The 26,696-nt window shown below is 45.5% G+C and carries 19 protein-coding genes; 8 read left to right on the top strand and 11 right to left on the bottom strand.

All coding sequences use genetic code 11. From position 1 onward, the window contains the following. Window positions 1–173: 173 nt before the first annotated feature. On the bottom strand, window positions 174–1,169 hold the full coding sequence (gene hpsE / locus F6J94_RS09475; RefSeq protein ID WP_293028001.1) for a hormogonium polysaccharide biosynthesis glycosyltransferase HpsE: 996 nt from the start codon (window positions 1,167–1,169) through the stop codon (window positions 174–176). Between the two features lie 529 nt (window positions 1,170–1,698). Between hpsE and F6J94_RS09470 the strand changes: the two genes are divergently transcribed. Together F6J94_RS09470 and F6J94_RS09465 are read left to right on the top strand one after the other, a co-directional pair. Next, window positions 1,699–3,261: an MBOAT family protein gene (locus F6J94_RS09470; RefSeq protein WP_293028003.1), complete on the top strand. Its 1,563-nt coding sequence runs from the start codon at window positions 1,699–1,701 to the stop codon at window positions 3,259–3,261. Window positions 3,262–3,281: 20 nt separating this feature from the next. Then, window positions 3,282–3,551, top strand: a complete 270-nt coding sequence (locus F6J94_RS09465; protein ID WP_293039418.1) for a hypothetical protein — start codon at window positions 3,282–3,284, stop codon at window positions 3,549–3,551. Here the strand turns inward: F6J94_RS09465 and clpB are convergent. The 3 genes from clpB to F6J94_RS09450 all read right to left on the bottom strand — a co-directional run bounded on the left by clpB (window position 3,528) and on the right by F6J94_RS09450 (window position 8,115). Further along, on the bottom strand, window positions 3,528–6,200 hold the full coding sequence (gene clpB, locus F6J94_RS09460) for an ATP-dependent chaperone ClpB (protein ID WP_293039415.1): 2,673 nt from the start codon (window positions 6,198–6,200) through the stop codon (window positions 3,528–3,530). The genes F6J94_RS09465 and clpB overlap by 24 nt on opposite strands. 153 nt (window positions 6,201–6,353) lie before the next feature. Next, on the bottom strand, window positions 6,354–7,043 hold the full coding sequence (locus F6J94_RS09455; protein ID WP_293039412.1) for a Uma2 family endonuclease: 690 nt from the start codon (window positions 7,041–7,043) through the stop codon (window positions 6,354–6,356). A 199-nt stretch (window positions 7,044–7,242) separates the two neighbouring features. Continuing rightward, window positions 7,243–8,115, bottom strand: coding sequence for a helix-turn-helix domain-containing protein (locus F6J94_RS09450; protein WP_293039409.1), 873 nt, complete (start codon window positions 8,113–8,115; stop codon window positions 7,243–7,245). A gap of 170 nt (window positions 8,116–8,285) precedes the next feature. Between F6J94_RS09450 and F6J94_RS09445 the strand changes: the two genes are divergently transcribed. The 3 genes from F6J94_RS09445 to F6J94_RS09435 all read left to right on the top strand — a co-directional run bounded on the left by F6J94_RS09445 (window position 8,286) and on the right by F6J94_RS09435 (window position 10,203). Then, window positions 8,286–8,915: an NAD(P)-dependent oxidoreductase gene (locus tag F6J94_RS09445; protein WP_293039406.1), complete on the top strand. Its 630-nt coding sequence runs from the start codon at window positions 8,286–8,288 to the stop codon at window positions 8,913–8,915. A 229-nt stretch (window positions 8,916–9,144) separates the two neighbouring features. Then, window positions 9,145–9,639: an anthrone oxygenase family protein gene (locus F6J94_RS09440; RefSeq protein ID WP_293039403.1), complete on the top strand. Its 495-nt coding sequence runs from the start codon at window positions 9,145–9,147 to the stop codon at window positions 9,637–9,639. A 273-nt stretch (window positions 9,640–9,912) separates the two neighbouring features. After that, window positions 9,913–10,203, top strand: coding sequence for a hypothetical protein (locus F6J94_RS09435; RefSeq protein ID WP_293039400.1), 291 nt, complete (start codon window positions 9,913–9,915; stop codon window positions 10,201–10,203). A gap of 28 nt (window positions 10,204–10,231) precedes the next feature. On the opposite strand, the gene F6J94_RS09430 is transcribed toward F6J94_RS09435, so the two are convergent. From F6J94_RS09430 to F6J94_RS09400, 7 genes are all read right to left on the bottom strand, one after another. Next, the gene (locus F6J94_RS09430) at window positions 10,232–11,941 is read right to left on the bottom strand and encodes a glycosyltransferase family 39 protein (RefSeq protein ID WP_293039397.1); all 1,710 of its coding nucleotides are present in this window, start codon (window positions 11,939–11,941) and stop codon (window positions 10,232–10,234) included. 505 nt (window positions 11,942–12,446) lie between these two features. Beyond that, window positions 12,447–14,132 (bottom strand): dihydroxy-acid dehydratase, encoded by a 1,686-nt coding sequence (gene ilvD / locus F6J94_RS09425; RefSeq protein ID WP_293039394.1) that lies wholly within the window; start codon window positions 14,130–14,132, stop codon window positions 12,447–12,449. A 206-nt stretch (window positions 14,133–14,338) separates the two neighbouring features. Further along, window positions 14,339–17,911, bottom strand: a complete 3,573-nt coding sequence (locus tag F6J94_RS09420; RefSeq protein ID WP_293039391.1) for a UPF0182 family protein — start codon at window positions 17,909–17,911, stop codon at window positions 14,339–14,341. A 142-nt stretch (window positions 17,912–18,053) separates the two neighbouring features. Continuing rightward, window positions 18,054–19,355: a glutamyl-tRNA reductase gene (locus tag F6J94_RS09415; protein ID WP_293039389.1), complete on the bottom strand. Its 1,302-nt coding sequence runs from the start codon at window positions 19,353–19,355 to the stop codon at window positions 18,054–18,056. 464 nt (window positions 19,356–19,819) lie between these two features. Further along, a complete protein-coding gene (gene glpX, locus F6J94_RS09410; protein WP_293018135.1) occupies window positions 19,820–20,857 on the bottom strand; it encodes a class II fructose-bisphosphatase in 1,038 nt (345 codons plus the stop codon). Window positions 20,858–20,925: 68 nt separating this feature from the next. Then, complete coding sequence (locus tag F6J94_RS09405) at window positions 20,926–21,078, bottom strand: hypothetical protein (protein ID WP_293039386.1); 153 nt, start codon at window positions 21,076–21,078, stop codon at window positions 20,926–20,928. A 128-nt stretch (window positions 21,079–21,206) separates the two neighbouring features. Beyond that, window positions 21,207–21,419 carry a hypothetical protein gene (locus tag F6J94_RS09400; RefSeq protein ID WP_293039383.1) on the bottom strand — a complete coding sequence of 71 codons (213 nt, stop codon included), beginning with the start codon at window positions 21,417–21,419 and terminating at the stop codon, window positions 21,207–21,209. A gap of 185 nt (window positions 21,420–21,604) precedes the next feature. Between F6J94_RS09400 and F6J94_RS09395 the strand changes: the two genes are divergently transcribed. From F6J94_RS09395 to F6J94_RS09385, 3 genes are all read left to right on the top strand, one after another. Next, window positions 21,605–25,207: an NB-ARC domain-containing protein gene (locus tag F6J94_RS09395; RefSeq protein ID WP_293039380.1), complete on the top strand. Its 3,603-nt coding sequence runs from the start codon at window positions 21,605–21,607 to the stop codon at window positions 25,205–25,207. 232 nt (window positions 25,208–25,439) lie between these two features. Continuing rightward, a complete protein-coding gene (gene grxC, locus F6J94_RS09390) occupies window positions 25,440–25,754 on the top strand; it encodes a glutaredoxin 3 (protein WP_293039377.1) in 315 nt (104 codons plus the stop codon). A gap of 322 nt (window positions 25,755–26,076) precedes the next feature. Beyond that, window positions 26,077–26,373, top strand: coding sequence for a hypothetical protein (locus F6J94_RS09385; protein ID WP_293039374.1), 297 nt, complete (start codon window positions 26,077–26,079; stop codon window positions 26,371–26,373). The last annotated feature ends 323 nt before the right edge of the window (window positions 26,374–26,696 follow it).

Genomic DNA, 26,696 nt, shown 5'->3' with positions numbered 1-26,696 from the left:
GGGAGTAGGGAGTAGGGAGTAGGGAGTAGGGAGTAGGGAATAGGGAATCGGGAATCGGGAATCGGGAATCGGGAATCGGGAGTCGGAAAAATTAGTTTTTGTACTTCATTGAATATGATTTTTTTTTATCTAAACATACCTATTAAAAAAGTGTTATAATGATAGTATGTGCGTCAACTATTATTTTCCACTGTTCCCTGTTCCCTGTTCCCTGTTCCCTTATTTTGTAAAAGCTTTCTAATAGTAAAAAATGGACTGAGCAAACTGCCCCAGAAGAATTCTAGTTCAAAGGCAGCAATGAGATTAGTTTTAAATTGTCCTCGATACTTAAGGAAATGTAGGATAAATCGGCGCAAATTTCCCAATAAGGTTTTGGTAATTACTATAGGCTTTTGCCAAAAGGTAGCATTAATCAGGCGGAGCTGACATGTGGCCAAACCACAGCCACGAGCGAGAGTGAGCAAGTAATCTCTCTGAAGACGCCACTGGGGAATCTGATGATAGCTATGCATGGCTGGGTTATACCAAATTTCCCAACCTGCTTTGTACATATACAGCAATGGCTCATAATCATCCCCCTGGACGAATAATCCGGGTAGTTTGCCTGTCAAACTGGGACGAGGTGGCACACTATCGAGCCAAGCTTGTCTACGAACGACTAAGCTTGCCCCTGGGGGTAGCCTGATTTGCTCGGGTTGAAAGGGATGGGGGTTTGGTCCATGTTCCCGAATTGCGAGAAATTGCTTGATGGGATCAAAATTTTCTGGGGGTTCGACTTCAAAATCACCGTGAATTTGACCACTGTAGGCTCCTGCCTTAGGATACTTTTGACCAAAGCTATAGGCTGCAGCAATCCAGTTGGGATCAGGTAAATTGTCATCATCTAAAAAACCGATTAATTCACCTTTAGCCTCCTGGACAGCTCGCAACCTGGCAAATGCTGATCCTTGTTCGAGTTCAAAACAATATCTTAAGGGGACAGATAAATCCCAATTGCTTTGATAGTCTTGAATAACCTGGGCAGTATCATCGCTACTATTGTTGTCAACAACAATAATTTCCCAACTGATGGAGTTGAGGAAAGTTTGCGATCGCAGTCGTTCGAGCAGTAATGGTAAACGCTTCGCCCCATTATAGGTCGGAATCGCTACAGTAAAGTCAACAGCCATAGAACTAGCTCATCTAGCTTTGTTAGTAAATCACCACAATTTTGCCAAATTGGCTCAACTAATAGAAGCATAATTTGATATCCTGAGATATCCTGATTGGTGATTTGAGATTGATGGAGAGAACCTCCTTCACCCACTCAATCATAATTATGATAAGATCAACAACTGTATTTTCCTGGAATTCAAGGGCGATCCCATTGGCCAGCATGGGTGAACTTACCCATATAACTCGTGGTCTAGACAAGGTAAGGGAGATGCAGGGTGTTTACAAATTATTTTCCCTTACCTAAAAACCTTTGAGTATGGACGTCATTGACTAGAACCATTGACACCGGACTAGGTAAGGGACATGCAGGGTGTTTATAAAATTATTTTCCCTTATCCAAAAATTTTTTGAGTGTTGACCGTTGACTCTTTAGTGTTGACTGTTTACTGTTTCGTTTTTACTATTTAGTGTTAACTATTCACTATTGACTGTTAACAAACAGCAATATTCCTAGCATTTCCTACTTACCAAGAGTCATCTACCGTGTTATTCAACTCATACGCTTTCATCTTCGGCTTTCTTCCCATTACCCTGGTGGTTTTTTTTGGCTTAAGTCGCTTCCGTGTGGTTAAAGCAACCTGGGTATGGATGACGTTGGCATCCCTATTTTTTTATGGTTATTGGAAAATTGCTTATCTGCCTCTGTTAATAATTTCAATTAGTGGTAACTATGTCATTGGTAAACAGATAGAGAAGCTAGTAATTCTGTTAGACGAAGGAAGTGGAGAGGATAATGCGGCTCCTGATAAACCCGATAAAATCTCAAGCCTAGTATCTACAGTAATTAGTTATAAACAGCAAACGAAACTGCTGCTTTGGATAGGTATTTGCTTTAACTTAGCGATTTTGGGCTATTTCAAATATGCTAATTTTTTCGTAGATTCATTAAACTATATTTTAGGCACAAGTATCACTATTCCACCAATCTTACTCCCCTTAGCAATTTCTTTTTATAGCTTTACCCAAATTGCCTATATTGTTGATGCTTATCGTGGGGAAACGAAAAAGTGTAGGTATAATTTTATGACCTATAGCCTGTTTGTGTCTTTCTTTCCCCAACTGATAGCCGGTCCAATTCTCCGTTACGATGAACTATTGCCCCAGTTTGAAAAGTTACGCAATAGCCTGTTTTCCTGGAAAAATATGGGAATGGGGCTGAGCCTCTTTATCCTAGGTTTAGGTAAAAAAGTTGCGATCGCAGATAATCTATCTCCCTGGGTAGCCACTATTTTTAACAATACTGACCAACTCAGCTTTGTAGAAGCCTGGGTTGGGGCATTGAGTTATACCTTTCAACTGTATTTCGATTTTTCCGGCTACTCTGACATGGCCATTGGCTTAGGATTAATCACAAATATCCGCCTACCGATTAACTTTAATTCACCCTACAAAGCGAGATCTATCAGTGACTTCTGGCGACGTTGGCACATTACCTTATCCAATTTTCTCCGGGATTACCTCTATATTCCTCTTGGTGGTAATCGTCGCGGTCGTCTACGTCAATATGGTAACTTATTAGCCACAATGCTTCTCGGAGGATTGTGGCATGGTGCTGGCTGGACATTTGTGATTTGGGGGGGACTCCATGGCTTATTTCTGGTAATTAATCATAGCTGGCGGCAAATGAAGCTATCGATGCCGAAAATTATAGCCTGGATCCTGACATTTTTAGCAGTGGTGAGTACGTGGGTATTGTTTCGGGCAACTAGTATTAGTGATGGTTTAGGAATATTACAGGCAATGGTAGGACTCAAGGGCGTTATCTTACCTACTACTTATCAAAATACCTTGGGTTGGTTAACCCCCTTAGGCATCCAATTTCAGGAGTGGCAAGAGATGAACGTTCTTCTGCCACCTATAGGTTTAGAAAAGACCTTTATGGTACTATTCGGACTAATCCTAGGGGTTACCTTTTTGCCTAATACCCAGCAAATCATGGAACACTTCAAGCCTAGCTGGTACTGGGCAACAGGTATTGGCTTAATCGCTACATTTTGCCTACTATCTCTTAACCGAGTTTCGGAATTTCTTTACTTCCAGTTTTAAAGGTGTGGGGAGATGGGGAGATGGGGAGATGGGGAGATGGGGAGAGGGGGAGATGGGGAGATGGGGAAGTGTGGGGCAGGGGCGCGGGGAGTCAGATCACCAACGGTTGTGGTTTCCAGGGCTTTGAAGGTGCAGATCCAGGTAACCCAAACTCTTCCCCCTGTTCCCTGTTCCCTCTGTTCCCTGTTCCCTGTTCCCTGTTCCCTGTTCCCTATTCCCTGCTCCCTGCTCCCTGCTCCCTGCTCCCTGCTCCCTGCTCCCTGCTCTTAACTAACCGCTGGAACAACTGATTCACTAGCTGTTACTGGTTTACTGGGTACTTTATTACTAAATGTAAGCCCCTGATCTCCACAATCAATGAAAATGGTATCCCCTTCGATAAACATATTTTCTAAAATCTTAGTAGCAATGGGATTTTCTAACTCCCGCTGAATTGCCCGCTTCAAGGGACGAGCACCATAGACGGGATCATATCCAGCGTCGGTCAGATAATCTTGAGCTTGCTCAGACATTGCCAGGGTAATCTTTTGCTCTGCCAACAGCCGCTCAATCCGTTTGAGTTGAATCCCGACAATTTTCCGCAATTCATCCTTGGTTAGGGTATGGAATATGATCACATCATCGACCCGGTTCACAAATTCTGGGCGAAAATGCGATCGCAAGGACTCTGTCACTCGTTTGCGCATTTCCTCATACTTGGAATCATCCCCAGCTACTCCCAAAATATGCTCACTACCAATATTGCTGGTCATGACAATAATGGTATTCCGGAAATCGACGGTTCTGCCTTGGGAGTCGGTAATTCGTCCGTCGTCAAGTACCTGTAACAAAATGTTAAATACATCCCGGTGTGCCTTTTCCACCTCATCGAGCAATACTACTGAGTAAGGACGCCTACGCACGGACTCTGACAGTTGTCCTCCTTCTTCATACCCTACATATCCTGGTGGGGCACCTACTAACCGAGAAACTGCGTGTTTTTCCATATACTCGGACATATCAATCCGCACCAAAGCTTCTTCGCTGTCAAACAGAAACTGTGCCAGTGCTCTAGCTAATTCGGTTTTACCGACCCCAGTTGGTCCCATAAACAAGAAGGAACCAATGGGACGCCCGGGATCTTTCATCCCTGCTCTAGCGCGACGAATGGCAGCAGATACAGCTGAAACGGCTTCTGTTTGCCCAATCACCCGTTTATGTAAATGTCCTTCCAGCTGTAATAACTTCTGGCGCTCTGATTCCAGCAATCGCTTCAGGGGAATTCCGGTCCATTTGGCCACAATTTCGGCAATATCGGATTCACTGACTTGTTCTCGCAACAGAGCACTACCTCCCGATTGGAGTTCCAGCATCATACTTTCTTTGGCTTCCCGGTCCCGCTGTAAAGCTTCTAATTTGCCATATTTTAGCTGGGCTGCCTTATTCAGGTCATAATTCCGTTCTGCCTGTTCCACTTGTACCCTTAAGTGTTCTTCTTCCTCTTTTAAGGCACTGATGTCTTGTAACAGTTGCTTTTCCGATTGCCATTGTTTATTGAGTTGTTCCTGTTTTCCCCGTAAAACCACAATTTCTTTTTCAATGCGCTCTAACCGTTCTTGGGCAGAACTATAGGTGGCGGTGGTGGCAGTGGTTCGCTTATCTTCCCCTTCTAGAGATAACTTTTCCATTTCCAGCTGCATCAGCCTGCGGTCAGTCGCTTCCAATTCTACTGGCTTGGAGGTAATTTCCATTTTGATTTTGGCTGCAGCCTCATCCACCAAATCAATGGCTTTATCGGGTAAAAATCGGTCACTAATGTAGCGCTGGGATAAGGTAGCTGCTGCTACCAAGGCTGAGTCGGTTATATTAACCCCGTGATGGACTTCATAGCGTTCTTTGAGTCCCCGCAAAATCGAAATGGTGTCTTCTACAGTTGGTTGCTTAACATAGACTTGCTGAAACCTACGTTCTAGAGCAGCATCCTTTTCAATATGCTTACGGTACTCATCAAGGGTAGTTGCTCCAATACAACGCAATTCTCCCCGAGCTAGCATTGGTTTGAGTAAATTCCCTGCATCCATAGTGCCACCGCTAGCACCAGCTCCGACTACGGTGTGCAATTCATCGATAAACAGGACAATTTGACCATCTGAGTGGGTCACTTCCCTGAGTACAGCTCTAAGTCGGTCTTCAAATTCCCCCCGATATTTAGCACCTGCAATCAAGCTGCCCATATCTAAGGAAATCAGCTGGCGGTTTTTCAGGGATTCTGGGACATCCCCATTCACAATTCGTTGGGCTAGTCCTTCTGCGATCGCAGTTTTTCCTACCCCTGGCTCTCCAATCAACACGGGGTTATTTTTGGACCGACGAGAGAGCACCTGAACCACCCGACGAATTTCTTCATCCCGACCAATCACTGGGTCAAGTTTTCCGGCTTGAGCGGCTTCGGTCAAATCCCGCCCGTATTTTTCCAAGGCTTCGTAACGGGATTCGGGATTTTGGTCTGTGACCTTTTGAGAGCCTCGGATGGCTTTAATGGCGGCTTCGAGCTTTGCCGCATCCTGGTTATAGGTTTTGAGCAAGCGGCGTCCTACCCGTTCATCCACCGCTAAAGCCAGTAACAGATGTTCTACTGCAATATAGTCATCCTGCAAAGCCTTGCGATAGGCTTCCGCATTATCGAGCATCACGTCTAAAGCACGACCCAGGTACAATTGGTCTAGGTTAGCGACCTTAGGTTGGCGGTTAGCAAAATTTTCCAGTTGTTGCTGAAACCGGTTAACATCAACAGTGATACGGGATAGAATTCGATTGGGTAGCCCATCTTGTTCCAACAATGCGATCGCAACGTGTTCGACTTCCAGCTGTTGATTTTTGCAGCGACGGGCGACATCTTGAGATTTAACAATCGCTTCCCAGGCTTTATCAGTAAACTTGTTGGCGTCAGTGGGCTGCATATCTTACAACAAATCTCGCTTTTTTACCATCTATGCTGTGGTTAGTATAGCAATCCCTTTTACCCTATATCCGGAAAGTCGGGTTTTAAATTGATCCACTATGGATTATGATCAATCAAAGGTTGATCAAAGATTGACGGTTAGGATTCCCATTCACGGTAGGGTTTCTGGATCAATCCCCATTGTTTTGAGATAATCCGCTAACCGTTGAGCTCGTTGATATTCCTGTTGTGCAATTTGCTCTGGTGTCAATAACCGATTTCCTTGGTAATCGTACCAGTATAACCACTCTCGTTGCCATCCCTCGTATATCCCTTGTTCTCGTCCAATTAACAAGCCTAGTTCTGGTATCTCTATCGGTTCACCGGATTGTCTGATATATTGCCCGTCTACCAAGCGATACACCTCCAACGGCTCATGCTTATCCCGTCGCCAATGGTGGGGATTATAAATGGTGTAATTGAGTACTCCTAGTTGAGCGTATTTTTCCAGCTTCTGGTCATACTCACCCCCTGGCGTTTGAGAAACGACTTCTAACACCCATTGGGGAACGATATAATTTTCTTCCCATAGGACATAGCTGAGCCTTCCCTTTGCACTCTTACGTCGCACTACCCCTAGACTTAGGAAACCATCAGGCACAATAGCCGGTTCTTTCGGTTTATAGTAAACTCCCATGTTTACCCCTAGGAACCAATCTTGGCGCTCTGACCACAGCGAAGAGAGTACTGCTCTTAATAGAGTGGGAATTAGGATTTGTAATTCATTATCCACAGGGGTATCGTCGGAATCTGGTAGCTCTTCTGCAGAGGGTAAATACTGCAATGGGTCATACTGTATCATATAGCATTTATCAAGTCTATGAGGTACTAATTATTGGATTTTAGGGAGCAGGGAGCAGGGAGCAGGGAGCAGTAAAAATATTTTTGGGAGTGTTAATCCCGGGTGCTATTATGGAGGGAGTGGTTAAACATCCTGTGTACCTCATGATTATGATAATTGCTAGAGTTAGTTTCCGAAGGGGATACTCACGATAAGAGGATTAATTTGCTCTGTAAGCTTTCGGTGTCATGCCGGTAAATTCTCGAAACTTTTTGCTCAAATGGCTGTGGCTGTTGAACCCACACTCTAAGGCAATGTCCACAATTAATCGGTCTTTTAGTTTCAACAACTGCTTCGCCCGTTCTACCCGTTGCTGAATCAAGTATTGGTAGGGAGACATGCCAATTGACTGCTTAAATAGACGGCTGAAATGGAATTGGCTCATGTCTAGCAATCGAGCTAATTCTGCTAGTTTAATATCTCGATCTAAATTTGTATCAATGTAATCTATAATTTGCTGTAGTTGACGCAGGGGTAAGCCACCCTGGTAAATTGGCAACTGAGGTTTGGTAGCTGCGTGTTGCCTCAGTAAATTCACTGCTAAGACGTTAGCCAGAGAATCTATGTAAAGTGTGCTGCCATTAGATTCCTGTTGAAGTTCAGTCAGTAGCATGATTGCGATCGCTTCAATCTGTGGATTGCGAGTCCGAAATTCAGGCAGTAATTCTAGCCGATCGGGATTCTGTTCAAGGGTTTGGCTAGCTACGCTTTGAATAAACTGAGATTTAAGCCGAATCTGCAAGTAATTATCATCACTGTCCCACCGAGCAAAAAACGGTGTCTTGGCAGGGGTAATGGACATGTCTCCTTTTTTATACAGCCCTGTGTATGTCTTGCCTGCCTGAATTTGCAGCAAGCGAACAGGACGAGGAGCAAGGGAGATAGAAAGGGTATGCTCATCATTGTAATGACAATTTCCCTCTCCAGCAGGATGTTGGAAGTGTTGGACTCGAATATTTTCCCAGCTTTGAGTTTGGCGAGACTTGTGGGATGAGCCATTGGTTTCAGGCTGTTGGATAGCAGGATTTTTCATTATCCAACTCCAGTGCGTCTAGTTCCGATTATAGTCAGCTTGGGGTGCTTTCCAGCAAAAACGTGAAAAGCGATCGCAAGATTGTGATAGTACCACAAGAACTAGACAGCTTAGCATCAATCGCCTTTCTAAGCTGTAAGGGTGATTGTTAAGCAGAAAGTATCAACAAGATGAATATACTTATTTTTGGTTCAACCGGTGGTACAGGTCGGCAGGTTGTGGAACAGGCCCTTGAGCAGGGACACAGGGTTACAGCATTTGCACGGAATCCCGCCAAGCTAGATATCAACCACGCAAATCTCAAGGTTGTTCAGGGGGATGTCATGGATGTCACTTCAGTGGAGAAGGCGGTCCAAGGTCAAGAAGCAGTGGTGTGTGTACTCGGAGCAGGTCAGAAGATGACAGGGACAATCCGGTCAGAGGGAACACAACAGATCATTCACGCCATGGAAAAAGCAGGAATCCGACGCTTTATCTGCCAATCAACCCTTGGAGCAGGAGATAGTTGGGAAAATCTGAACTTTTTCTGGAAGTATATCATGTTTGGATTCCTGTTACGACACGTGTTTGCTGATCATCAAAGGCAAGAGAACTATGTTCAGCAAAGCAGTCTAGACTGGACAATTGTTCGTCCTGGAGCCTTTGTAGATGGGAATCGCACTGGCAAATATCGACACGGTTTTCCAAGTAACGATAAGACATCAAAACTCAAAATTTCTCGTGCTGATGTCGCTGATTTCATATTGAAGCAACTGGCAGATGAAAAGTATATTCACCAGACACCAAGTTTGTCCTATTGAAGTAAGCATTCAGCTATCAGCTATCAGCTATCAGCTATCAGCTATAGCGCAAGTCAGAAGTTAGAAGTCAGAAGTCAAAAGTAAGCTATGACTGAGTTTCGGAGTTTAGGAATGTCAAACATCTGAATGCTTAATGAAATATCAGCCAAAAACTGACCGCTGACGGCTGACCGCTGACCGCTTAGATATTAAACACTTTCACAAAACACGAAAATTCCCAGGAGACTTTATGGTAACTGTTCACAACTTCCGCTTTTCTCTAATGCTGTTAACAGCAATCGGCAGTGGTCTGGCCGCTGGCATCTTCTTCGCCTTTTCGACCTTTGTGATGAAGGCTCTGGCTCAGCAACCACCAGCACAAGGTATTGCCACCATGCAATCGATCAATATCACTGTGATCAATCCCTGGTTTATGATGGCATTTCTGGGAACCGCTGCTGCTTGCACATTGCTAACTATTTCGTTACTGCTGCAGTGGCATCAACCAGGTGCTGTCTATTGGCTGGCGGGTACTCTGCTTTATCTGATTGGCACAATCGGCGTGACCTTCGCGTGCAATATCCCGCTTAATGATGCCCTCGCGATCGTCACGCCAGACAGTACTGAAGCTACAACCCTATGGGCAAGATTCCTGACGGATTGGACATTTTGGAATCACGTTCGGACGGTAGCAGCAGTTTTGGCAGCGATGCTGTTTACAATTTCCCTTTGCGTTCGCCCTTAGGCGGGCACGAAGTGCCATCGCAAAGGGCGATTTGGAATGACGGACCAAGCTACACTCATCCGATAGGGGAGTGTAGCTTGGTTTTTTATTGTCCTCAATATAAACAATCATGTAGCCTGCCAGGATAGATAATGGCATGTGCTTGGAAGTAGGGATGTTGCCAGGTAAGATGTCATTACCCCTGATTACTGACCAAGGTACCCCCTTGCGACTTGCTAGTATCTAGCGTCTAAAATAAAAGAAAGTAATCGATACTACAATTCCTCAAGAAACTTGACAGAACCAGAACCGCCAAAAAAATTAGTCATCAAAAGAATACCCTCAATTGAGCGCAAACCCCAAATCGCACTCAAGAGCGTTACTAATTCTGAGGGTGAAGTTTTCCAGTGCCAAGACCAGATTAGAGTAAAAGCACCTTGGGGAAGTAGAGCTACTGCCGAGATTACAGTCTTGTATCAGGATGAGAGTGGCAATCCTTGGGCGCAATATAAGCCAAATGAATCTGACCCAAAGTGGGATTGGGAGGGAGGCTGTATCCGTGCAGAGCGACTGAGAAAACCTTGAATCCTAGGTCTGTGACTGATTCGAGCTCTTATCTAGGATAAGGCTTGACCATCTTAGTCGCCCAATACACATGGAAAACCTCTGTGACTGCTCCAGCCCGTCGAATCGGCACTGTCCCTATTTCCTGCATATCCTGAAAATAAGCTCGATAGCTATCTGTCAACTCTTGAAATCGCTCCAGAGTAACGTATAGTCCATCTTTACCCAACCATTGCTCCGGCTGGAACCAGACCATAAAACCACGCATATCCTCTCCCAAGCAGGTAATTGGTGTAGAGGTCAGGGGAGTAATCGCCATCCCTACGATCCCACTGATATAATACCCATTACTAAAGACAAAGCTAGACTTTTGTAATGCTTCACTTAGGACAGGAGACTGAGCAAATCCTTGTCGCAGTTGCTGAATATCAATCAGTTCTGTAGAGGGGTCATCCTTGGGAGAGACAAAACCCCCCAGTAAAGCATAGTGACCGGATTTTTGTAGTGTTCCTGTAGTGATATGTAGCAGCACAAACAATAATAGGCTAGCTATTGCTATGGCTGAACCCTTTAGCCATCGGTTTACCCAACGGCGCGATGACAGGAAGTGCCCGCCGTTGGGCGATCGCACTTTGTGCCCGCCTAAGGGCGAACGCATTTGCCACTGTTGCGCCTGTTGCCCTAGTAGTAAGGTTATCCCCCAAAATCCTGGCATCGGCCAAGTGGGCAAAATTTGGTGATATCCTGCTAAGAGGGTAAAGCCTAGAACTAGGGGTAGGGATACCCATAGGATCAATCTTGACTCCAATGTTGATGTCTTGCTATACCCGGTAAATTGAGCAAGTAGCGATCGCAAACTCACCCACCACATCGGCAATGCCATCGTAGGGAAAAGATAAGCTATCCCAGATAAAACTATCACTAATACATTTAGCCAATTGTAGCCCTGCTGAGGTACCTCTGGCTCTGGTTTAAAACGGGTGGATAAATGGAAAGTAAACGATATCCAATCATGCTGTATATTCCAGTACCAAATTGGAAAAATAGTTATGATAAATAACATTAAACCTAGCCATGCCCAAGGTGACAACAATGCACAACGATGACGTGGACTCGTTAAGCAAAAACCAACTAATCCTAATCCCAAAACAAAGCCATGATATTTACCTAGACAAGCTAAACCTACTAAAATACCTAGGAGTGCTAACCGATAGCTAGGTCGGTATGAATCATAAATAGGGGTTAGGGTGTGGGGGTTAGGGTGTGGAGTATTGTAATATAAACTATTGGGTTGACTAGAGAATTTTTTCCTTGAATGTTTCCCTCTTAGGGGAAAAAATTCGTAAGCAGCACATAACAAACTAGCTGACCAGAAAAATATCAGGGGACTATCGGGTAAGCTAAGCACACCAAAGCCAATTTGAAAAATCGGAATAATGGTAGCGATCGCTAACGTCAATCGAGCTGCTTTGGTGTTAAATAGATGAGTGCTAGTCAGATACAGTAGCAATAGGCTACCTGTATACAAAATCAGGGCACCCAGACGAATAGTGAATTGGGAAACCTCTCCCGTTATCCAAGTCCCAAAGCCAGTAGTCAGGGCAACTAAAACTGGGTGATCAAAATAACTCCAGTCTAGATGCAGGCTATAGACATAGTAATAGGCTTCATCAATACCAGGGTAAAGCCAGAAAGCAATGATACACCGAAACAGTAGCCCCCCTAGCAGCCAACCAAGTACAAATTGATGTTGAGACAACCTTTTCAGGGCGTTATGCATCATATATAGCAGTTTTCAATGGGGTGAGTTACAAATTACTGGCTTTTAGGGAGCAGGAATCCCCCGTAACCCCCCGCGCGTAAGGCAGGGCTGTTTCATTGTAAGCATTCAGCGGTCAGCGGTCAGCGGTCAGCGGTCAGCGGTCAGTGGTCAGCGGTCAGTGGTCAGTGGTCAGCTTATTTTATTCAAAGGTGCGCTTGACCTTGGCGAATTTAATTCGCCACGGGTCGCACCTAAAAGCACCGATTGCGCTACGGGCACGCTGCGCGAACAGTAGCGTGCCCGTAGCCCATTAGCTGATATAGCAAAAGTCAAAAGTCAGAAGTCAGAAGTCAGAAGTCAAACTCTTGCGCTTACTTAGGTTTGAGACTTTTGTCATGTCCGCGCCTGCCCTGGCGACTGCTATAGCTGATAACTGATAGCTGAATGCTTAGGTTTGATGCTCGTCAAAGATAGATAGGGAGATAGCAACTGTGTATAAGTGTTAATCCAAATCTAAATCCGTTACTGCTCCGACACTACTGGAAGAGACTAAGGTGGCATACTTTGCCAATACCCCTGTGGTATAACGGGGCTTGGGTGCTTGCCAACTAGCACGGCGTTGCTCTAATTCTTGATCGGACACATTTAGTTGTAAGGAACGCTGATGGGCATCAATGGTAATCATATCCCCTTCCTGGACTAATGCGATCGCACCTCCAACCGCTGCTTCTGGTGCGACATGACCGACTACCATGCCATAAGTACCTCCAGAAAATCGTCCATCGGTAATTAATCCGACCGAATCACCTAACCCAGCACCAATAATGGCTGATGTGGGAGCCAGCATTTCCCGCATGCCTGGGCCACCCTTTGGTCCTTCATAGCGCACCACAATCACATCACCAGAGTTGATTTTACCGGCCAGAATCGCATCTAAGCAGGCTTCCTCGGATTCAAATACTCGTGCTGGACCGGTGATTTGAGGATTTTTTACCCCAGTAATCTTTGCTACTGACCCTTCTGTGGCTAGATTGCCTTTCAGAATCGCTAAGTGTCCTTGAGCATACACAGGATTATCCCAAGGACGAATTACATCTTGGTCAGCAGGGGGTTGATCAGGTACATCTGCTAACACTTCCGCTATAGTTTGGCCGGAAATGGTCAAAGCATCCCCATGGAGCAAATCATGGACCAACAGCATTTTCATCACTTGGGGAATCCCCCCGGCGCGGTGCAAATTGACAGTGACATAGCGACCACTGGGTTTGAGGTCACACAGGACTGGTACTTTAGCCCGGATGGTTTCAAAGTCATCAATGGATAAGGCTACTCCAGCAGCATGGGCGATCCCTAACAGATGCAAGACGGAGTTGGTGGAACCACCTACTGCCATAATTACTGCGATCGCATTCTCAAAAGCCTTTCGTGTTAGAATATGCCTAGGTAGTATTTGCTGGCGAATTGCTTCGACTAACACAAAAGCAGATTTCTCAGCACTATCGGCTTTTTCAACATCTTCCGCCGCCATGGTAGAAGAATAGGGCAAACTCATCCCCATTGCCTCAAAAGCAGAGGACATAGTATTAGCGGTAAACATGCCGCCACAGGAACCAGCACCAGGGCAAGCGTTGAGTTCCACCGCCTTGAGTTTAGCGTCATCAATCTTGCCAGCACTGTGTTTCCCAACCGCTTCAAAGGCACTAACTACCGTTAAATCTTCACCATCTAGATGTCCAGGTTTAATCGTGCCACCATAAACGAAAATTGCTGGGATATTCATCCTGGCAATGGCAATCATCGCCCCTGGCATATTCTTATCGCAGCCGCCAATGGCCAAAACTCCATCCATACTTTGGCCATTACAAGCGGTCTCAATGGAATCTGCAATTACTTCCCGGGATACCAGGGAATATTTCATCCCTTCCGTTCCCATGGAAATCCCGTCACTAATCGTAATTGTACCAAACATTTGAGCCATAGCACCAGCAGTTGTCAATCCCGCCTCTGCTCGTTTGGCCAAATCATTTAACCCCAAATTGCACGGAGTAATAGTGCTGTAGCCATTAGCAAGACCAACAATGGGCTTAGTAAAATCGTCATCAGTGAAACCAACAGCCCTCAGCATGGCTCGGTTAGGCGCTCGCTGAACACCTTGGGTAACCACTTGGCTTCTCAAATTCTCCGGCATGGATATGTTCCCCTCAAAGGTTAGAGTCTCTACCAGAGATTTTAGATTTAGCCATGAAATTTAGCCATAATATCAACTCTGGTTGAATACCCATCATCGGAAGTGTGGCAAGTTTGAGGAGTGTGGGAAGTGTGGGAAGTTTGGGAAGTTTGGGGAGATGGGGAGATTTTTATTAAGGGTATGACAACCGGATTTAGCTAGATTAGCTAAGGGAGTGCAGTTTCCTCGACTGGACGTACAATTGCTGATGTCTTACTTTGCTCTGGCTTAAAGATGGCATCAAGTGCCTCTTCTAGATTTTGAGCCATAATAATCTGGTTTTGATAAACCACAATAACTCGCACTAATGTTGGCAGACTATGTTGCTCAGCTTCTAAATACAATGGCTCAACATACAGTAGCGATTGCTCGATGGGAATAACCAAAAGATTCCCCTGAACTGCTCTTGACCCCTTTTGATTCCATAAGGAAATTTGTTGAGAGATGACTGGATCTTGATTAATCAGAGCTTCAATTTGCTCTGGTCCATAGATGAGTTGTTGCTTGGGAAACTGATACAGGAGTAACTTGCCATATTGATCCCCATCAGAGCGACCAGCTAGCCAACCAATTAAATTATTACGACCTGTAGGTGTATAGGGGTGGAGCAAGATAAATTCTTCTGATTTCTCCTTGGGGAGTTTCATGATAATGTAGTAGGGTTCCACTGGTTGAGATTTACCAGCATAAATTTCCTGGGGAATCCGCCACAAATCCTCTTGGTTGTAAAAGACCTGGGGGTCAGTCATGTGATATGCTAGCAAGCGCTCGGATTGGATATTAAATAGATCAATGGGGTAGCGCAGATGAGTCCGCAGGTTGGTGGGCATCTGATCCAGTGACTTGAAGAAATTTGGTAAAATCTTACTCCAAGTTTGAATAATCGGGTCTTTTGGGTCAGCTATGTAGAAACTAACATCGCCATTGTAGGCATCAATAACCACTTTTACGGAGTTACGGATGTAGTTAAACTGGTTGTCACCTGGGTCGGCATAGGGGTAGCGATCGCTTGTGGTGTAGCCATCCACAATCCAGTAGAGATAATTCTTAGTGACCCCTGACTCAGCTTGAGAAGTATCAGCAATTACCAGGTAGGGGTCAGCGTCATAGCGTAAGAAGGGAGCGATCTCTTGAATCCGTTGCCGAATATTACGGCGAAACAGTAACCGTGTTTCGGGTGTGAAATTCCCAGTCAGTACCATCTGCCAGTCTTTGAGATACTGGGCAAACACTAACCGCCGCCAAAAGGAGTTTAGGGCAATACCACCAGTGCCATCGTAGGTGTTGTAAACGTTGTCGTCTCCACTGGGATAGTCTAATTCCTGAGTTTTGGTGGAGGTCATGATATAGTTATTGGTCAGTTCTCCATAGTAAATCCGGGGTTGACCAATGGGGATACTATCACGAATCTCTGGAGAGGATGTATATAAGCTTCCTTTGAACCCTTCACCTCCACCAGAACCGATGTCTTTAATAAAGTAGTATGGCAGTCCTCCCTCTCCTACCTGATTCACAGCAGAGAGGGTAAAGCCATAGCCATGGGTATAGACTAAGTGTTTGTTAACCCAAGTTTGTGCTTGTTTGGGCACAGCATCATAGTCTAATTCCCTTGGAGCAATGAGTACTTGTTGTTTGTGAGTTTTTGTATTTAGTTTGAGGTTAGCAGGTTTAAAGTTAGCAGGTTTAAGGTTATTTTGTTGTTTGGTTGAAGGTTTAAAGTTAGCAGGTTTAAAGTTAGCAGGTTTAAAGTTAGCAGGTTTAAAGTTAGCAGGTTTAAAGTTAGCAGGTTTAAAGTTAGCAGGTTTAAAGTTAGCAGGTTTAAAGTTAGCAGGTTTAAAGTTAGCAGGTTGAAGGGGGTTTTTTGAACTTTCAACCTTCAACTTGCCAACATTCAACCAGTCAAGATTCAACCAGTCAAGATTCAACCTGGCAACATTCAACCTGCCAACATTCAACCTATCAACATTCAACTTGCTAACATTCAACTTCTCATCAACCTTCAACTTGCCAACATTCAACCAGTCAAGATTCAACCAGTCAACATTCAACCAGTCAAGATTCAACCTGTCAACATTCAACCTGTCAACATTCAACTTGCTAACATTCAACTTCTCATCAACCTTCAACTTGCCAACCTTCAACTTTTCAACATTAAACCCAGCCTTCAACCCAGCCTTCAACCCAGCCTTTAACTGGTTTGGATTAACTTTAATGGTGTAGCGATCAAAATTGGCGTCGGGAAATTTGTAGTAAAGTCTCAGTTGTTGGAGCTGACGATTACTTTGTAATAAGGGGCGGGTATCCCACAGGGGAATGTTGTCGATGGTTAGGTGATTTTTTTCTAGATCGGTGCTGGTCAGATTACCTTGGGGGTTAAAGGTTTCAACTTCAACACTATCGAGGTCAAAGGCTGCTCTGGTCAGGGCAATAGTCCGAGCAATATAGGGTCGTTCTAAGGCTAACTCGTTGGGTTCGACTTTAAACCGTTGCACTGCTGCGGGTAAGATTACCCCAGCAATTCCCCATATCCCTAGGTATAAGCCGAGTATCCACAATGCTATTGGTATTTTGGTGGGCAGACGGCGTATCCAGACAATTGACCTCAAGAGTAACAACAGTGCGATCGCAAAGGCCAGAATGCTCAATCCTGTATTAAAGGGCAACTTGACTGAGACATTGGTATAGCTTGCACCGTAAGCCACACCACGGGTTGAATACAGTAAATTGTACCGGGAAAACCAATAGTGGAAGGCTGTGATTGCCGACACAGCAGACCCAAGGCCATATAGGTGCCGTAGTTGGTTTTGGGAAAATCCTGGAAATTTACCATCTGAGAGGCTATTGCCTGAGGTTAAGTAAATTAGCCATACCGCAACTAGACCAAAGAGAAATAATCCCCCTAGCCAAAAATCCAATAGTTGCCATACCGGTACGCCAAATACGTAGAAGCCGATATCCTGTCTAAATAGTGGCTCGGTAGTGTTAAAGGCAGTGGGATAGAAATACTCTAAAATTCTGCCCCATTGTTCTGAGATCACCATCGCCCAGGAAAAACTTAGTGCTAGGGCGATCACTCTTAACCACAACTGAGTATTCACCATTAGCCCTACCATCACTGCCGATATCATCCCCAGCTGCCAAACTAGATGGCTTCTGGATTCCGATAAAAATAGCTTTCCGAGAGATACCCAACCCAAGGGTGACGGTAGGGGGGGGGTCGCTTCACTCAGAAAGGTGGCTGACAAGGTTTCCCGATTGAAATGCCAAACAGAAAAGGCCATTTTTCCGTAGTACAACAGCACCACCCCAACTAATACACTGAGTGCTAGGGCAAATGGCAAAAGCGATCGCAATCTGAAGGCTGGGCGTTTTCTAGAAAATTTTCCTCTTGGTCTGACTCCCGATCTCACTATTGGGGAGGGTGAGTTTAACTGTGTTTGGTTAAGGGTTAAAGATGAAGAGTCAAGAGTTTTAAACCCTTTTAGCCAGGTAATCTCGAGGTCTGCTAAATTTTTCGGATGCTTGAATTGGTTGGCTAAGGATAAATTCGTCACCAAAAACCCCAATGATAGGATAAATACAATTACCCACAAACTCAGCTGGGTCTGCAAACGCAGCACGAAAGCGGATAGATAATCCACTTCCGTGAACCATAAAATTTCTGCTACCAGGTGAGATAGCAAATTCCAAGCTATCGATAAACCTAGTAGCCCAGTAACCCAGCGCAAGAGTTTGGTCATTGGTCTTTAGTTTTGAGTCATTACCAGGATAGCGTGGTTCCTCAAAAACCCAAGACTTTACGGACCTGGTGGGCAAAGTTCTGTTATCTATAATACTGATTTGAACCAAACTGTTTTTGCCCACCCTACAAGCTACAAGCTGCTAAATTGCTTGCTTGCCAGTATCCAAATTAAACAGCATTTGTAACGATTCCATCGCCAGGCGTCGGGTTTCAATATCTTGCTGTGCTCGTAATTGCACCATCGGGTCATGAAGGATTTTGTTAACAATCCCTCTGGTTAAGGCTTCGATTACTTCTTGATGTTTTTCGGCAAATTCTGACCCAAGACGGGATAGAGCTTTCTCTAGCTCTTGCTCACGGATGGTTTCGACCTTGCTGCGCAAGCTACTAATGGTAGAAACGGTTTCTAGGGAACGCCACCAGATGTCAAAGGCTTCCACTTCTTCGTATAAGAGTTCTTCTGCTTCCATGGCCATCTTACGACGGCTTTCCTGATTCTGTGCTACCACTGCTTTTAAGTCATCCACGTTGAAGGAGTGGACAGTCTCTAGCTCATCAACATCCGCTGCCACATTACGAGGCACAGAAATATCAATTAGCATTAATGATTGGCTAGTCTGCAACACTCCTTCTAAATTCGACCGAGTCAGCAGTGGTTCGGTGGCACCGGTGCTAGTAAATACGATATCTGACTGAGCAACCACTGTCATCATATCTGACAACGAATCCAGTTTTAGATCCGCTTTGGGAAACGCTTTTGCTAACTCTTCAGCCCGTTTGGTGGAACGATTCAGAATTGAGATATCTACGGCACCTTTGGCCAGCAGATGTTTCACCAGCAAGCGCGACATCTTGCCAGCACCGATAATTGCTATTTTATAGGGGGTCAAAGAGGTGCCATAAAGGGTCTCTACCTTCTGCTGAGCTAACTCTACCGCTGCTGAGCTAATGGAGACCGCCCCTGTTCCAATACTGGTTTCCGTGCGAACTCGCTTACCGGCTGTAATTGCTTGTTTAAACAATCGATTCAGTAGACGTCCGATTCCCTTGTGTTGCTGACCAAGTTTGTGGGTGGTTTTGACCTGAGCTAGAATTTGCCCTTCTCCTAACACTAGGCTATCTAGACCTCCAGCAACCCGCATTAAGTGCATGACTGCATCTTGATACAACAGAATAAATAGGTGGGGGCGCAACTTGGCTAGAGGAATGCCAGCTTTTTCTGTGAGAAACTGGCACAATTCTCGAATTCCTGCATCAGTTTCGGTGGTGACTATATAAACTTCCAACCGATTACAAGTACTCAGTATCGCTACCTCTTCTATATGAGGATAGCTACATAAGTGGGGCATCACAGTCTCTAACTGGGCTTCTGGAATGCTCAGTTTTTCTCTGACTTCAACCGGTGCTGTCTTGTGGCTCAGACCTACTACGGCAATGTTCATGGTTTTGATGGGAATGTTTTGATAGGAGTAGGGAATAGGGAATAGGGAATAGGGAACAGGGAAAAAATATTGTGTACTTTATTAGTTTGAAAACCGTTATATTAGTAATTCTTTATCGGTTTGTTGGTACAAATGTTTTCTACAAATGTTTTCTACAAATGTTTACTACAAATCCTTCCTAAGACGAACTTGAAGGAAGGGTTAAACTAGGTTTTAAACCTTCCTTCAAGCTTGAACTACTGTTGCAGTTAGGGCGTGTTTTCAAAGTTTTCCGCAAGATTATGATCCCCCCCAGCCCCCCTTAAAAAAGGGGGGAGCCATACTCAAAGTCCCCCTTTTTTAAGGGGGATAATGGGGGATCTCCGAGGCAAGAAGACACGCCCTAGGCGCTACAGGGGTAAGGATTCGGCTGATAGCTGATAGCTGATAGCTTACCTACAAGGTTACAACCCTCTTCCTAAGAGTTAGCTCAATTGGATATACTTGGGCTGTTCAAACATATGGACGGTGTCCACAAATCGAGCGGTCTTGGACTGACTGGAAATAACTAGGCTTTGAGTCCGTGCTCCACCTTGGAAGAACCGAACCCCTTCCATCAGGGTTCCTGGGGTGATACCACAAGCAGCAAACAGTACGGTCTCACCAGAGGCTAGTTCCTGAGCATTGTAAACCTTATCGGGATCGGTAATACCCATTTCGTTGAGCCGGGCAATGTTGCTTTCCTTGCTCTCCCCAATCAAACCAGTTTTCACGATGGCAGGATCGTAGATCAGCTGACCTTGGAAGTGTCCCCCTAAGGCACGCATTGCTGCTGCTGAGATTACCCCTTCCGGTGCAGCACCGATTCCCATCAAGGCATGGATATTGGTACCAGAAAAGGCACAGGAGATGGCGGCGGAAACGTCACCGTCACTAATCAGTCGCACCCGAGCACCAGCTCCCCGGATTTCCTGGATCAAGTCCTTGTGACGGGAACGGTCCATCACAACCACCACTAGTTCTTCAATGGAGCGCTCTAGACAATCGGAGAGGATTTGCAGATTTTCCGTTGCGGACTTGTTGATATCCACATGATTCAATGCTTGGGGTGGTGCTGCCAGCTTCTTCATGTAAAAGTCAGGAGCAGCAAATAGACCGCCTTTCTCGGAAATAGCTAGCACTGCCATTGAACCGTTTTGGCCATAGGCAACTAGGTTGGTGCCTTCGCAGGGGTCAACCGCAATATCAATTTCGATCAGCTCACTTGGGTTACAGAAGTCGGCAGCATTCTCTTGGGTGCAAATCCCAACTTCTTCACCAATGTAGAGCATGGGAGCATCATCCCGCTCCCCTTCTCCAATTACAATGCGACCCCGCATATAGATCTTGTTCATCCGCTCCCGCATGGCTTCTACAGCCACTTGGTCAGCAGTGTTTTTCTCCCCTTTACCCATCCATTTGGCGGATGCGATCGCAGCTTTCTCTACGACTTCTATAATTTCTAAGCCTAGTGTATTTTCCAAAGCGCCCGTTCTCCCAAAAGCTTGATGAGCTTATTTTCTTAATTATTTGTTTACAGTCTTTAAGTCTATCAGAGCGTGGGTTCTCGTAGAAGGGAACAGGGAATCGGGAATCGGGAATCGGGAATCGGGAATCGGGAATCGGGAATCGGGATCGGGAATCGGGAATCGGGAATCGGGAATCGGGAACAGTGACTGAAACCCTTTTCCCTCCTTAGTTTCAAATTCCCCCCTTATTAAGGGGGGTTAGGGGGGATCACCCACACTGCCTATTTCTTGTTTGCCCCCTAAATCCCCCAATTCTGGGGGACTTTGATATCATTACTACCCAAAATTTTGGGGTTAGGGGGGATCACCCATCCTGCTTCTTAAACCAAGGACCCACCACCTGGATCAATCTAGTCAGCGCTCCCACTAACACTGCGATCGCTAAAATCATTTCCGCTGGACTGTCCCCATCCTTGAGCCAGATTGCAGGATTGTCCATTAGGGGCTGTGGTTGTTCGACTAATGCTATGGTGTCAACTCCTTGATTATCAACGACTTGCTCTTTGAGGTCATTCATGGTATTGCTTCGATTACCTAACTGAATCCATGGTGACCTGGGGGTAGTGTCTACAAGCAACAGCTAGTTGAGGGTAGCTACAACCACCGTGTATCAAGGCTAAACTAGTTGAGGGTAGCTTCTGCAATTTTGGGAAAACCTACCCTAACCCTCAAGTTTTTTTTCCTTGCCCATCCCCCAATAGCATGCCCAGACGTACTTTAGGTCCTACTGTTCAAAAAAGAGCACTACGTCTATTTAAAGCATTAGTTTCTTTTGCCCAAGACATCGCTAATCAGGGGAATCCCGATATTAAATTCCGTTGGATAGAGAAAACCTCAACTAATCCAAAACTAGTAATTGAAACTCAGACCAGATATTTAATCCAACTCACCAAGAACGATAACTATCCAGGTACTCTCAGCAAGCATCAAGTGGTGGAAGCGTTGCAGCGGATGGAAGACTTCTTAGGAATTTTAGAAGACAACCGTGTCAAGAAGAAGGGAACAGAAGAAAGGCATTTTACCCTGACACTCTACGCTCCAGACCTAGCCACAAACCTAGAAATATTTAATCAACAGTGGGACAGTAAGCGACCAGATAAATCCAAACAGCAAGAACAAGCAACTGCTACTCCTGCCAAAACCTGCCAATCCCTTCGTCCTAAGCCAGGGGTTCCTTTCCAAGCCCCACCCCTACCAGCTTACTTTATCCAGCGCCCAGAAGTAAGCCAATCCTTGAAGCAATCCTTACTGTCAGAGCAGACCGCTAAGACCGGCACTCTGGTGGTTAGCGCTATTTATGGTTTAGGAGGGATTGGTAAATCTACCTTGGCTGCTGCTATTGCCCATGATCCACAGGTACAGACTCATTTTACCGATGGTATTCTGTGGGCAACCTTGGGTCAGCAGCCAGATTTGCTGTCTTTCCTCAGTAGTTGGATCCAAGCACTGGGCGACCATGACTATAAACCCACTAATACTAATGCTGCTTCTAGACATTTACAAACCTTGCTGTTTGACAAGGCTACGTTGCTAGTAGTAGATGACGCTTGGAACCCAGACCATGTGGAACCGTTTCGGATTGGTGGTGCTAAGTGCCGGGTCTTAGTGACCACTCGTGAAGCTCAAATTGTGGGAGTGACTCGCTATGATTTAGATGTGATGAATCCCTCACAAGCCTTAGCCTTACTGGAAGAGTATGGGGGTTCTAAACTCAAGGGGTCAGACCGCAAACAAGCCCAAGCCCTAGCCACAACAGTGGGCTACTTACCCCTAGCCCTGGAGTTAGCCGCAGCACAAATAGCAGATGGTATTTCCTGGCAGGAGTTACTGACTGACCTACAAACGGAAATTGCCCGGTTGGAAACCTTAGATTTACCAGGTGCCCAAGAGGTTGATCAAAAGCGACGCAAGCACTACAGCCTAGTGGCATCCTTTAATCTCAGTCTAGGACGACTACCACCGGCAAAATTTCAGCAGTTTGCCTGGTTGGGTGTGTTGCCAGAAGATGTCTCGATTACTCCGGCTTTAGGCACAACCTTGTGGGATGTTAGTGCTAGGGAAGCCAGAAGGACTTTACAGTATTTTAAGTCAAAGGCTCTACTGCTCTCTGGTAAATCCACTAATGGCAGTCCCACCTATCAGCTCCATGACTTAGTTCATGACATGGCGCGTCGGTTGCTAACGGCTCAAGCCGCTACAGGGGGGGAGGGTAGCTTACCAGGTTTGGGATTAACCTGGCCCCAAGCCCATGGTCAACTCCTAGAGCGCTATCGCAAAAAAAACCAAAACGGGTTATGGCACACCTTACCAGACGATGGCTATAGTCACAGTTATCTGACCTGGCATTTAGAAAAAGCGGGTTGGGTAGAGGACGTACACCAACTGCTCCAGGAAGAAACAGAGGCTGGACGCAATGGTTGGTATGAAACCTGTGAACGCTTGGATAAACTGGGGGGCTTTGTCAAAGATCTAGCCAAGGCTTGGCAGTTAGCAGAAGAGGCTTTTTGCTCTTCACCAACTCGTTCCATTAGTTTGCAGTGCCGTTATGCCTTGATGGTGTCTTCTCTGAGTAGTTTCCTTGGGCATATTCCAGGAGAGTTGATGGCAGCCCTGGTAGAGAAAAAGATCTGGACTCCAGTTCAGGCTTTGGCTTACCTTCAACAAATACAATATGCTACTCATCGAGCAGAAGCACTAAAACAGCTAGCCCCAAAGTTACCGGAAACATTACTCTCAGAAGCCCTCAAAATCGCACGGGCAATTATTGATCAGTCGGATCGAGCCAGAGCTCTAAGTGGACTAGCACCATGTTTGCCGGAAATTTTACCAGAAGCCCTAGAAGTAGCACGAGCCATTACCGATAAATCAGACCGAGCCTATGTCCTGATTCGACTAGCACCACAATTGCCCGAAACTATACCAGAAGCCCTAGAAGCTGCACGAGCCATTACCGATAAATTAGACCGAGTCTATCGCCTGAGTGAACTAGCACCACAGTTGCCGGAAATCTTACCAGAAGCCCTAGATGCAGCACGAGCCATTACCGATGAGATAGACCGAGCCAATGCCCTGAGTGAACTAGCACCACAGTTGCCGGAAATCCTACCAGAAGCTCTGGAAGCGGCACGGGCAACCAATCAGTCAGACCGAGCCAGAGCCTTGAGTAGATTAGCACGGCATTTGCCAGAAATCCTACCAGAAGTGATAGAGGCAGCACAAGCTACCGATGAGTCGAGCCGAGCCATAGCTTTGAGTGAACTAGCACCAAATTTTCCGGAAATCTTACCAGAAGCTCTAAAAGCGACACGAGCCATTACCAGTAAGTTCAGCCGAGGCTATGGCCTGAGGGAACTAGCACCACAGTTGCCGGAAATGTTGCTCCCACAAGCCCTAGAAGCGGCACAGGCCATTACCGATAACAAAGAGCGAGCTATATTACTGAGTAAACTAGCACCACAGTTGGGGGAAACACTACTCTCACAAGCCCTAGAAGTGGCACGGGCTATTACCGATAACACAGATCGAGCCAATGCCTTGAATGAAATAGGAGCACAGTTGTCGGAAATTTTACCAGAAGCCCTAGACGCAGCACGAGCCATTATCAATGATCACAGTCGAGCCAGAGCACTTAGTGAACTAGCGCCAAAAATACCGGAAATCTTACCAGAAGCCCTCGAAGAGGCACGAGCCATTACCCATGATCACAGTCGAGCCACAGCCCTGATAAGGCTAACACCACAGTTGCCTCAAATCTTACCAGAAGCCCTAGATGCAGCACGAGCCATTACCGATGAGTGGAGCCAAGCCCATGCCTTGAGTGAACTAGCACCACAGTTGCCTCAAATCTTACCAGAAGCCCTAGATGCAGCACGAGCCATTACCGATGAGTGGAGCCGAGCCAATACCTTGTGTGAACTAGCACCACATTTCCCGGAAATCCTACCAGAAGCCCTAGATGCAGCACGAGCACTTACCAATAAGTTTATGCGAGCCATAGTCTTGAGTAAACTAGCACCACATTTACCGGAAACCCTTCTCCCAGAAGTCCTAGAAACATCACGGGCAATTCAGTCTGAGTATTACCGAGCCGAAGCGTTCAGTGGACTAATCAAAAATCCCCACTTTTCCCTCCAAGAGGACGTTTCCCTTTGGCAAGAATTTCTTCACACCTTGGCTTGTCACGATCGCCAAGACTTCTTAATAGACCTAGTTAATCTCAGTCCAACTATTATCTCGTTGGGAGGCAAGGAAGCTCTGGCTGCAATTGTTGAATCGATACAGGATGTCAGTCGGTGGTGGGCATAGAGTGGAATGAAAAAGCTTTCCAAACAACTATTTTAGCAATTATTTATCTATTGTTTGTGTAACCATCATTACACCCATTGCTAGCTAGTATTTTAAAACAAATAATCAAACCAAATACTGATTTATAAGAACACAAAAAATTATCCTATTTCTTTCCTTTTTCTTAATTTAAACTATCCCCTAACCATGGTATATCCTTAAATAGGATTCAACAACATAGGATTAACCAACAATGCTCGATTTTCTCAATCCCATCCTAGGACGCAAGCCAGAACAGATGAAAGCCAATGTGGAAATTTACACCTGGCAAGCGTGCCCCTTCTGTATCCGAGCGAAGCTATTGCTATGGTGGAAAGGGGTTGACTACACCGAGTATAAAATCGATGGGGACGACAATGCCAGAAACCAGATGGCGGAACGAGCCAACGGAGGCCGAACGGTACCCCAAATTTTTATCAATGACCAACACATTGGCGGTTGCGATGAGTTGTATGATTTAGACGGTAAGGGACAATTAGAGTCTTTGTTAACTCAGGCAGCTAGCTAATGGGAATCGGGAATCGGGAATCGGGAATCGGGAATCGGGAATCGGGAATCGGAAATCGGGAAGAGAGGGCGTTGCTGATTATGGGTATGATTTTGCCCCCCTAGGGAGTGTTTTCAAAGTTTTCCGCAAGATTATGATCCCCCCCAGCCCCCCTTAAAAAAAGGGGGGAGCCATACTCAAAGTCCCCCTTTTTTAAGGGGGATTTAGGGGGATCTCCGATGTTTCCTGTTCCCTACCTTTAAAGTTAACTTTTTAACTTAGTGCAAGATCGGAATAGAAGAGTTAAGGTTGAACGGTTAAGCTTTCAGGGTGAATAACAATAGTGAAACGTTTAGTTATTACTGCTTTAGTCTTCGTGATCATGCTGGGAGTAGTAGCATTCCCTGCTGCTGCTACGGTCAAGCGTTATCAAATTAGTGAATCGCCTAATGTTGATCTGTCTTTAGATGGCCCTGCCTTTGACTTGGGTGGTGGTCCTGATGTGGATCAAGCGATCCAGTGGATGATTAACCAAGTTAGGGATTGCAGCAAATGCGATCGCACAGTTGATGTAGTAGTAATCCGGTCTTTTGGTGACGATGGCTACAATGAACCGATCTATGACATGAACGGGGAATAATTAGTTTTGGGGAATCGGGAATCGGGAATCGGGAATCGGGAGTAGGGAACAGGGAACAGGGAACAGGGAATAGGCAACAGGGAATAGTAGGAAAGATATTCGAGTAGTTTTTGGTGTTATGATTAAGTAGTATTAGTTTTCGTGATATATCTAGTTTACTAATCAAAAAATACACCATAAAATGGTTACAATAAATCCAATATTTATGGATTTCAATTAATAATTGAAATTTTAAAATAGTAATAAACAATTAACCCTTAATCCTGATCTCCCCATCTCCCCATCTCCCCATCTCCCCATCTCCCCATCTCCCCATCTCCCCA

Source organism: Moorena sp. SIO1F2 (assembly GCF_010672755.1).
In the GTDB taxonomy this organism is placed as follows: Bacteria; Cyanobacteriota; Cyanobacteriia; order Cyanobacteriales; family Coleofasciculaceae; genus Moorena.
The sequence above is the reverse complement of the archived record's forward strand: the minus strand, read 5'-3'. Positions and strand labels throughout refer to the sequence as shown.

Bases quoted from the DNA above. Each gene is read 5' to 3' on its own strand.
- hpsE (WP_293028001.1), bottom strand. From the start codon at position 1,169: ATGGCTGTTGACTTTACTGTAGCGATTCCGACCTATAATGGGGCGAAG.
- ilvD (WP_293039394.1), bottom strand. From the start codon at position 14,132: ATGCCGGAGAATTTGAGAAGCCAAGTGGTTACCCAAGGTGTTCAGCGA.
- F6J94_RS09420 (WP_293039391.1), bottom strand. From the start codon at position 17,911: ATGACCAAACTCTTGCGCTGGGTTACTGGGCTACTAGGTTTATCGATA.
- F6J94_RS09445 (WP_293039406.1), top strand. From the start codon at position 8,286: ATGAATATACTTATTTTTGGTTCAACCGGTGGTACAGGTCGGCAGGTT.
- F6J94_RS09400 (WP_293039383.1), bottom strand. From the start codon at position 21,419: ATGAATGACCTCAAAGAGCAAGTCGTTGATAATCAAGGAGTTGACACC.
- F6J94_RS09450 (WP_293039409.1), bottom strand. From the start codon at position 8,115: ATGAAAAATCCTGCTATCCAACAGCCTGAAACCAATGGCTCATCCCAC.
- F6J94_RS09395 (WP_293039380.1), top strand. From the start codon at position 21,605: ATGCCCAGACGTACTTTAGGTCCTACTGTTCAAAAAAGAGCACTACGT.
- clpB (WP_293039415.1), bottom strand. From the start codon at position 6,200: ATGCAGCCCACTGACGCCAACAAGTTTACTGATAAAGCCTGGGAAGCG.
- F6J94_RS09465 (WP_293039418.1), top strand. From the start codon at position 3,282: ATGGGGAGATGGGGAGATGGGGAGAGGGGGAGATGGGGAGATGGGGAA.
- F6J94_RS09455 (WP_293039412.1), bottom strand. From the start codon at position 7,043: ATGATACAGTATGACCCATTGCAGTATTTACCCTCTGCAGAAGAGCTA.
- grxC (WP_293039377.1), top strand. From the start codon at position 25,440: ATGCTCGATTTTCTCAATCCCATCCTAGGACGCAAGCCAGAACAGATG.
- F6J94_RS09415 (WP_293039389.1), bottom strand. From the start codon at position 19,355: ATGAACATTGCCGTAGTAGGTCTGAGCCACAAGACAGCACCGGTTGAA.
- F6J94_RS09440 (WP_293039403.1), top strand. From the start codon at position 9,145: ATGGTAACTGTTCACAACTTCCGCTTTTCTCTAATGCTGTTAACAGCA.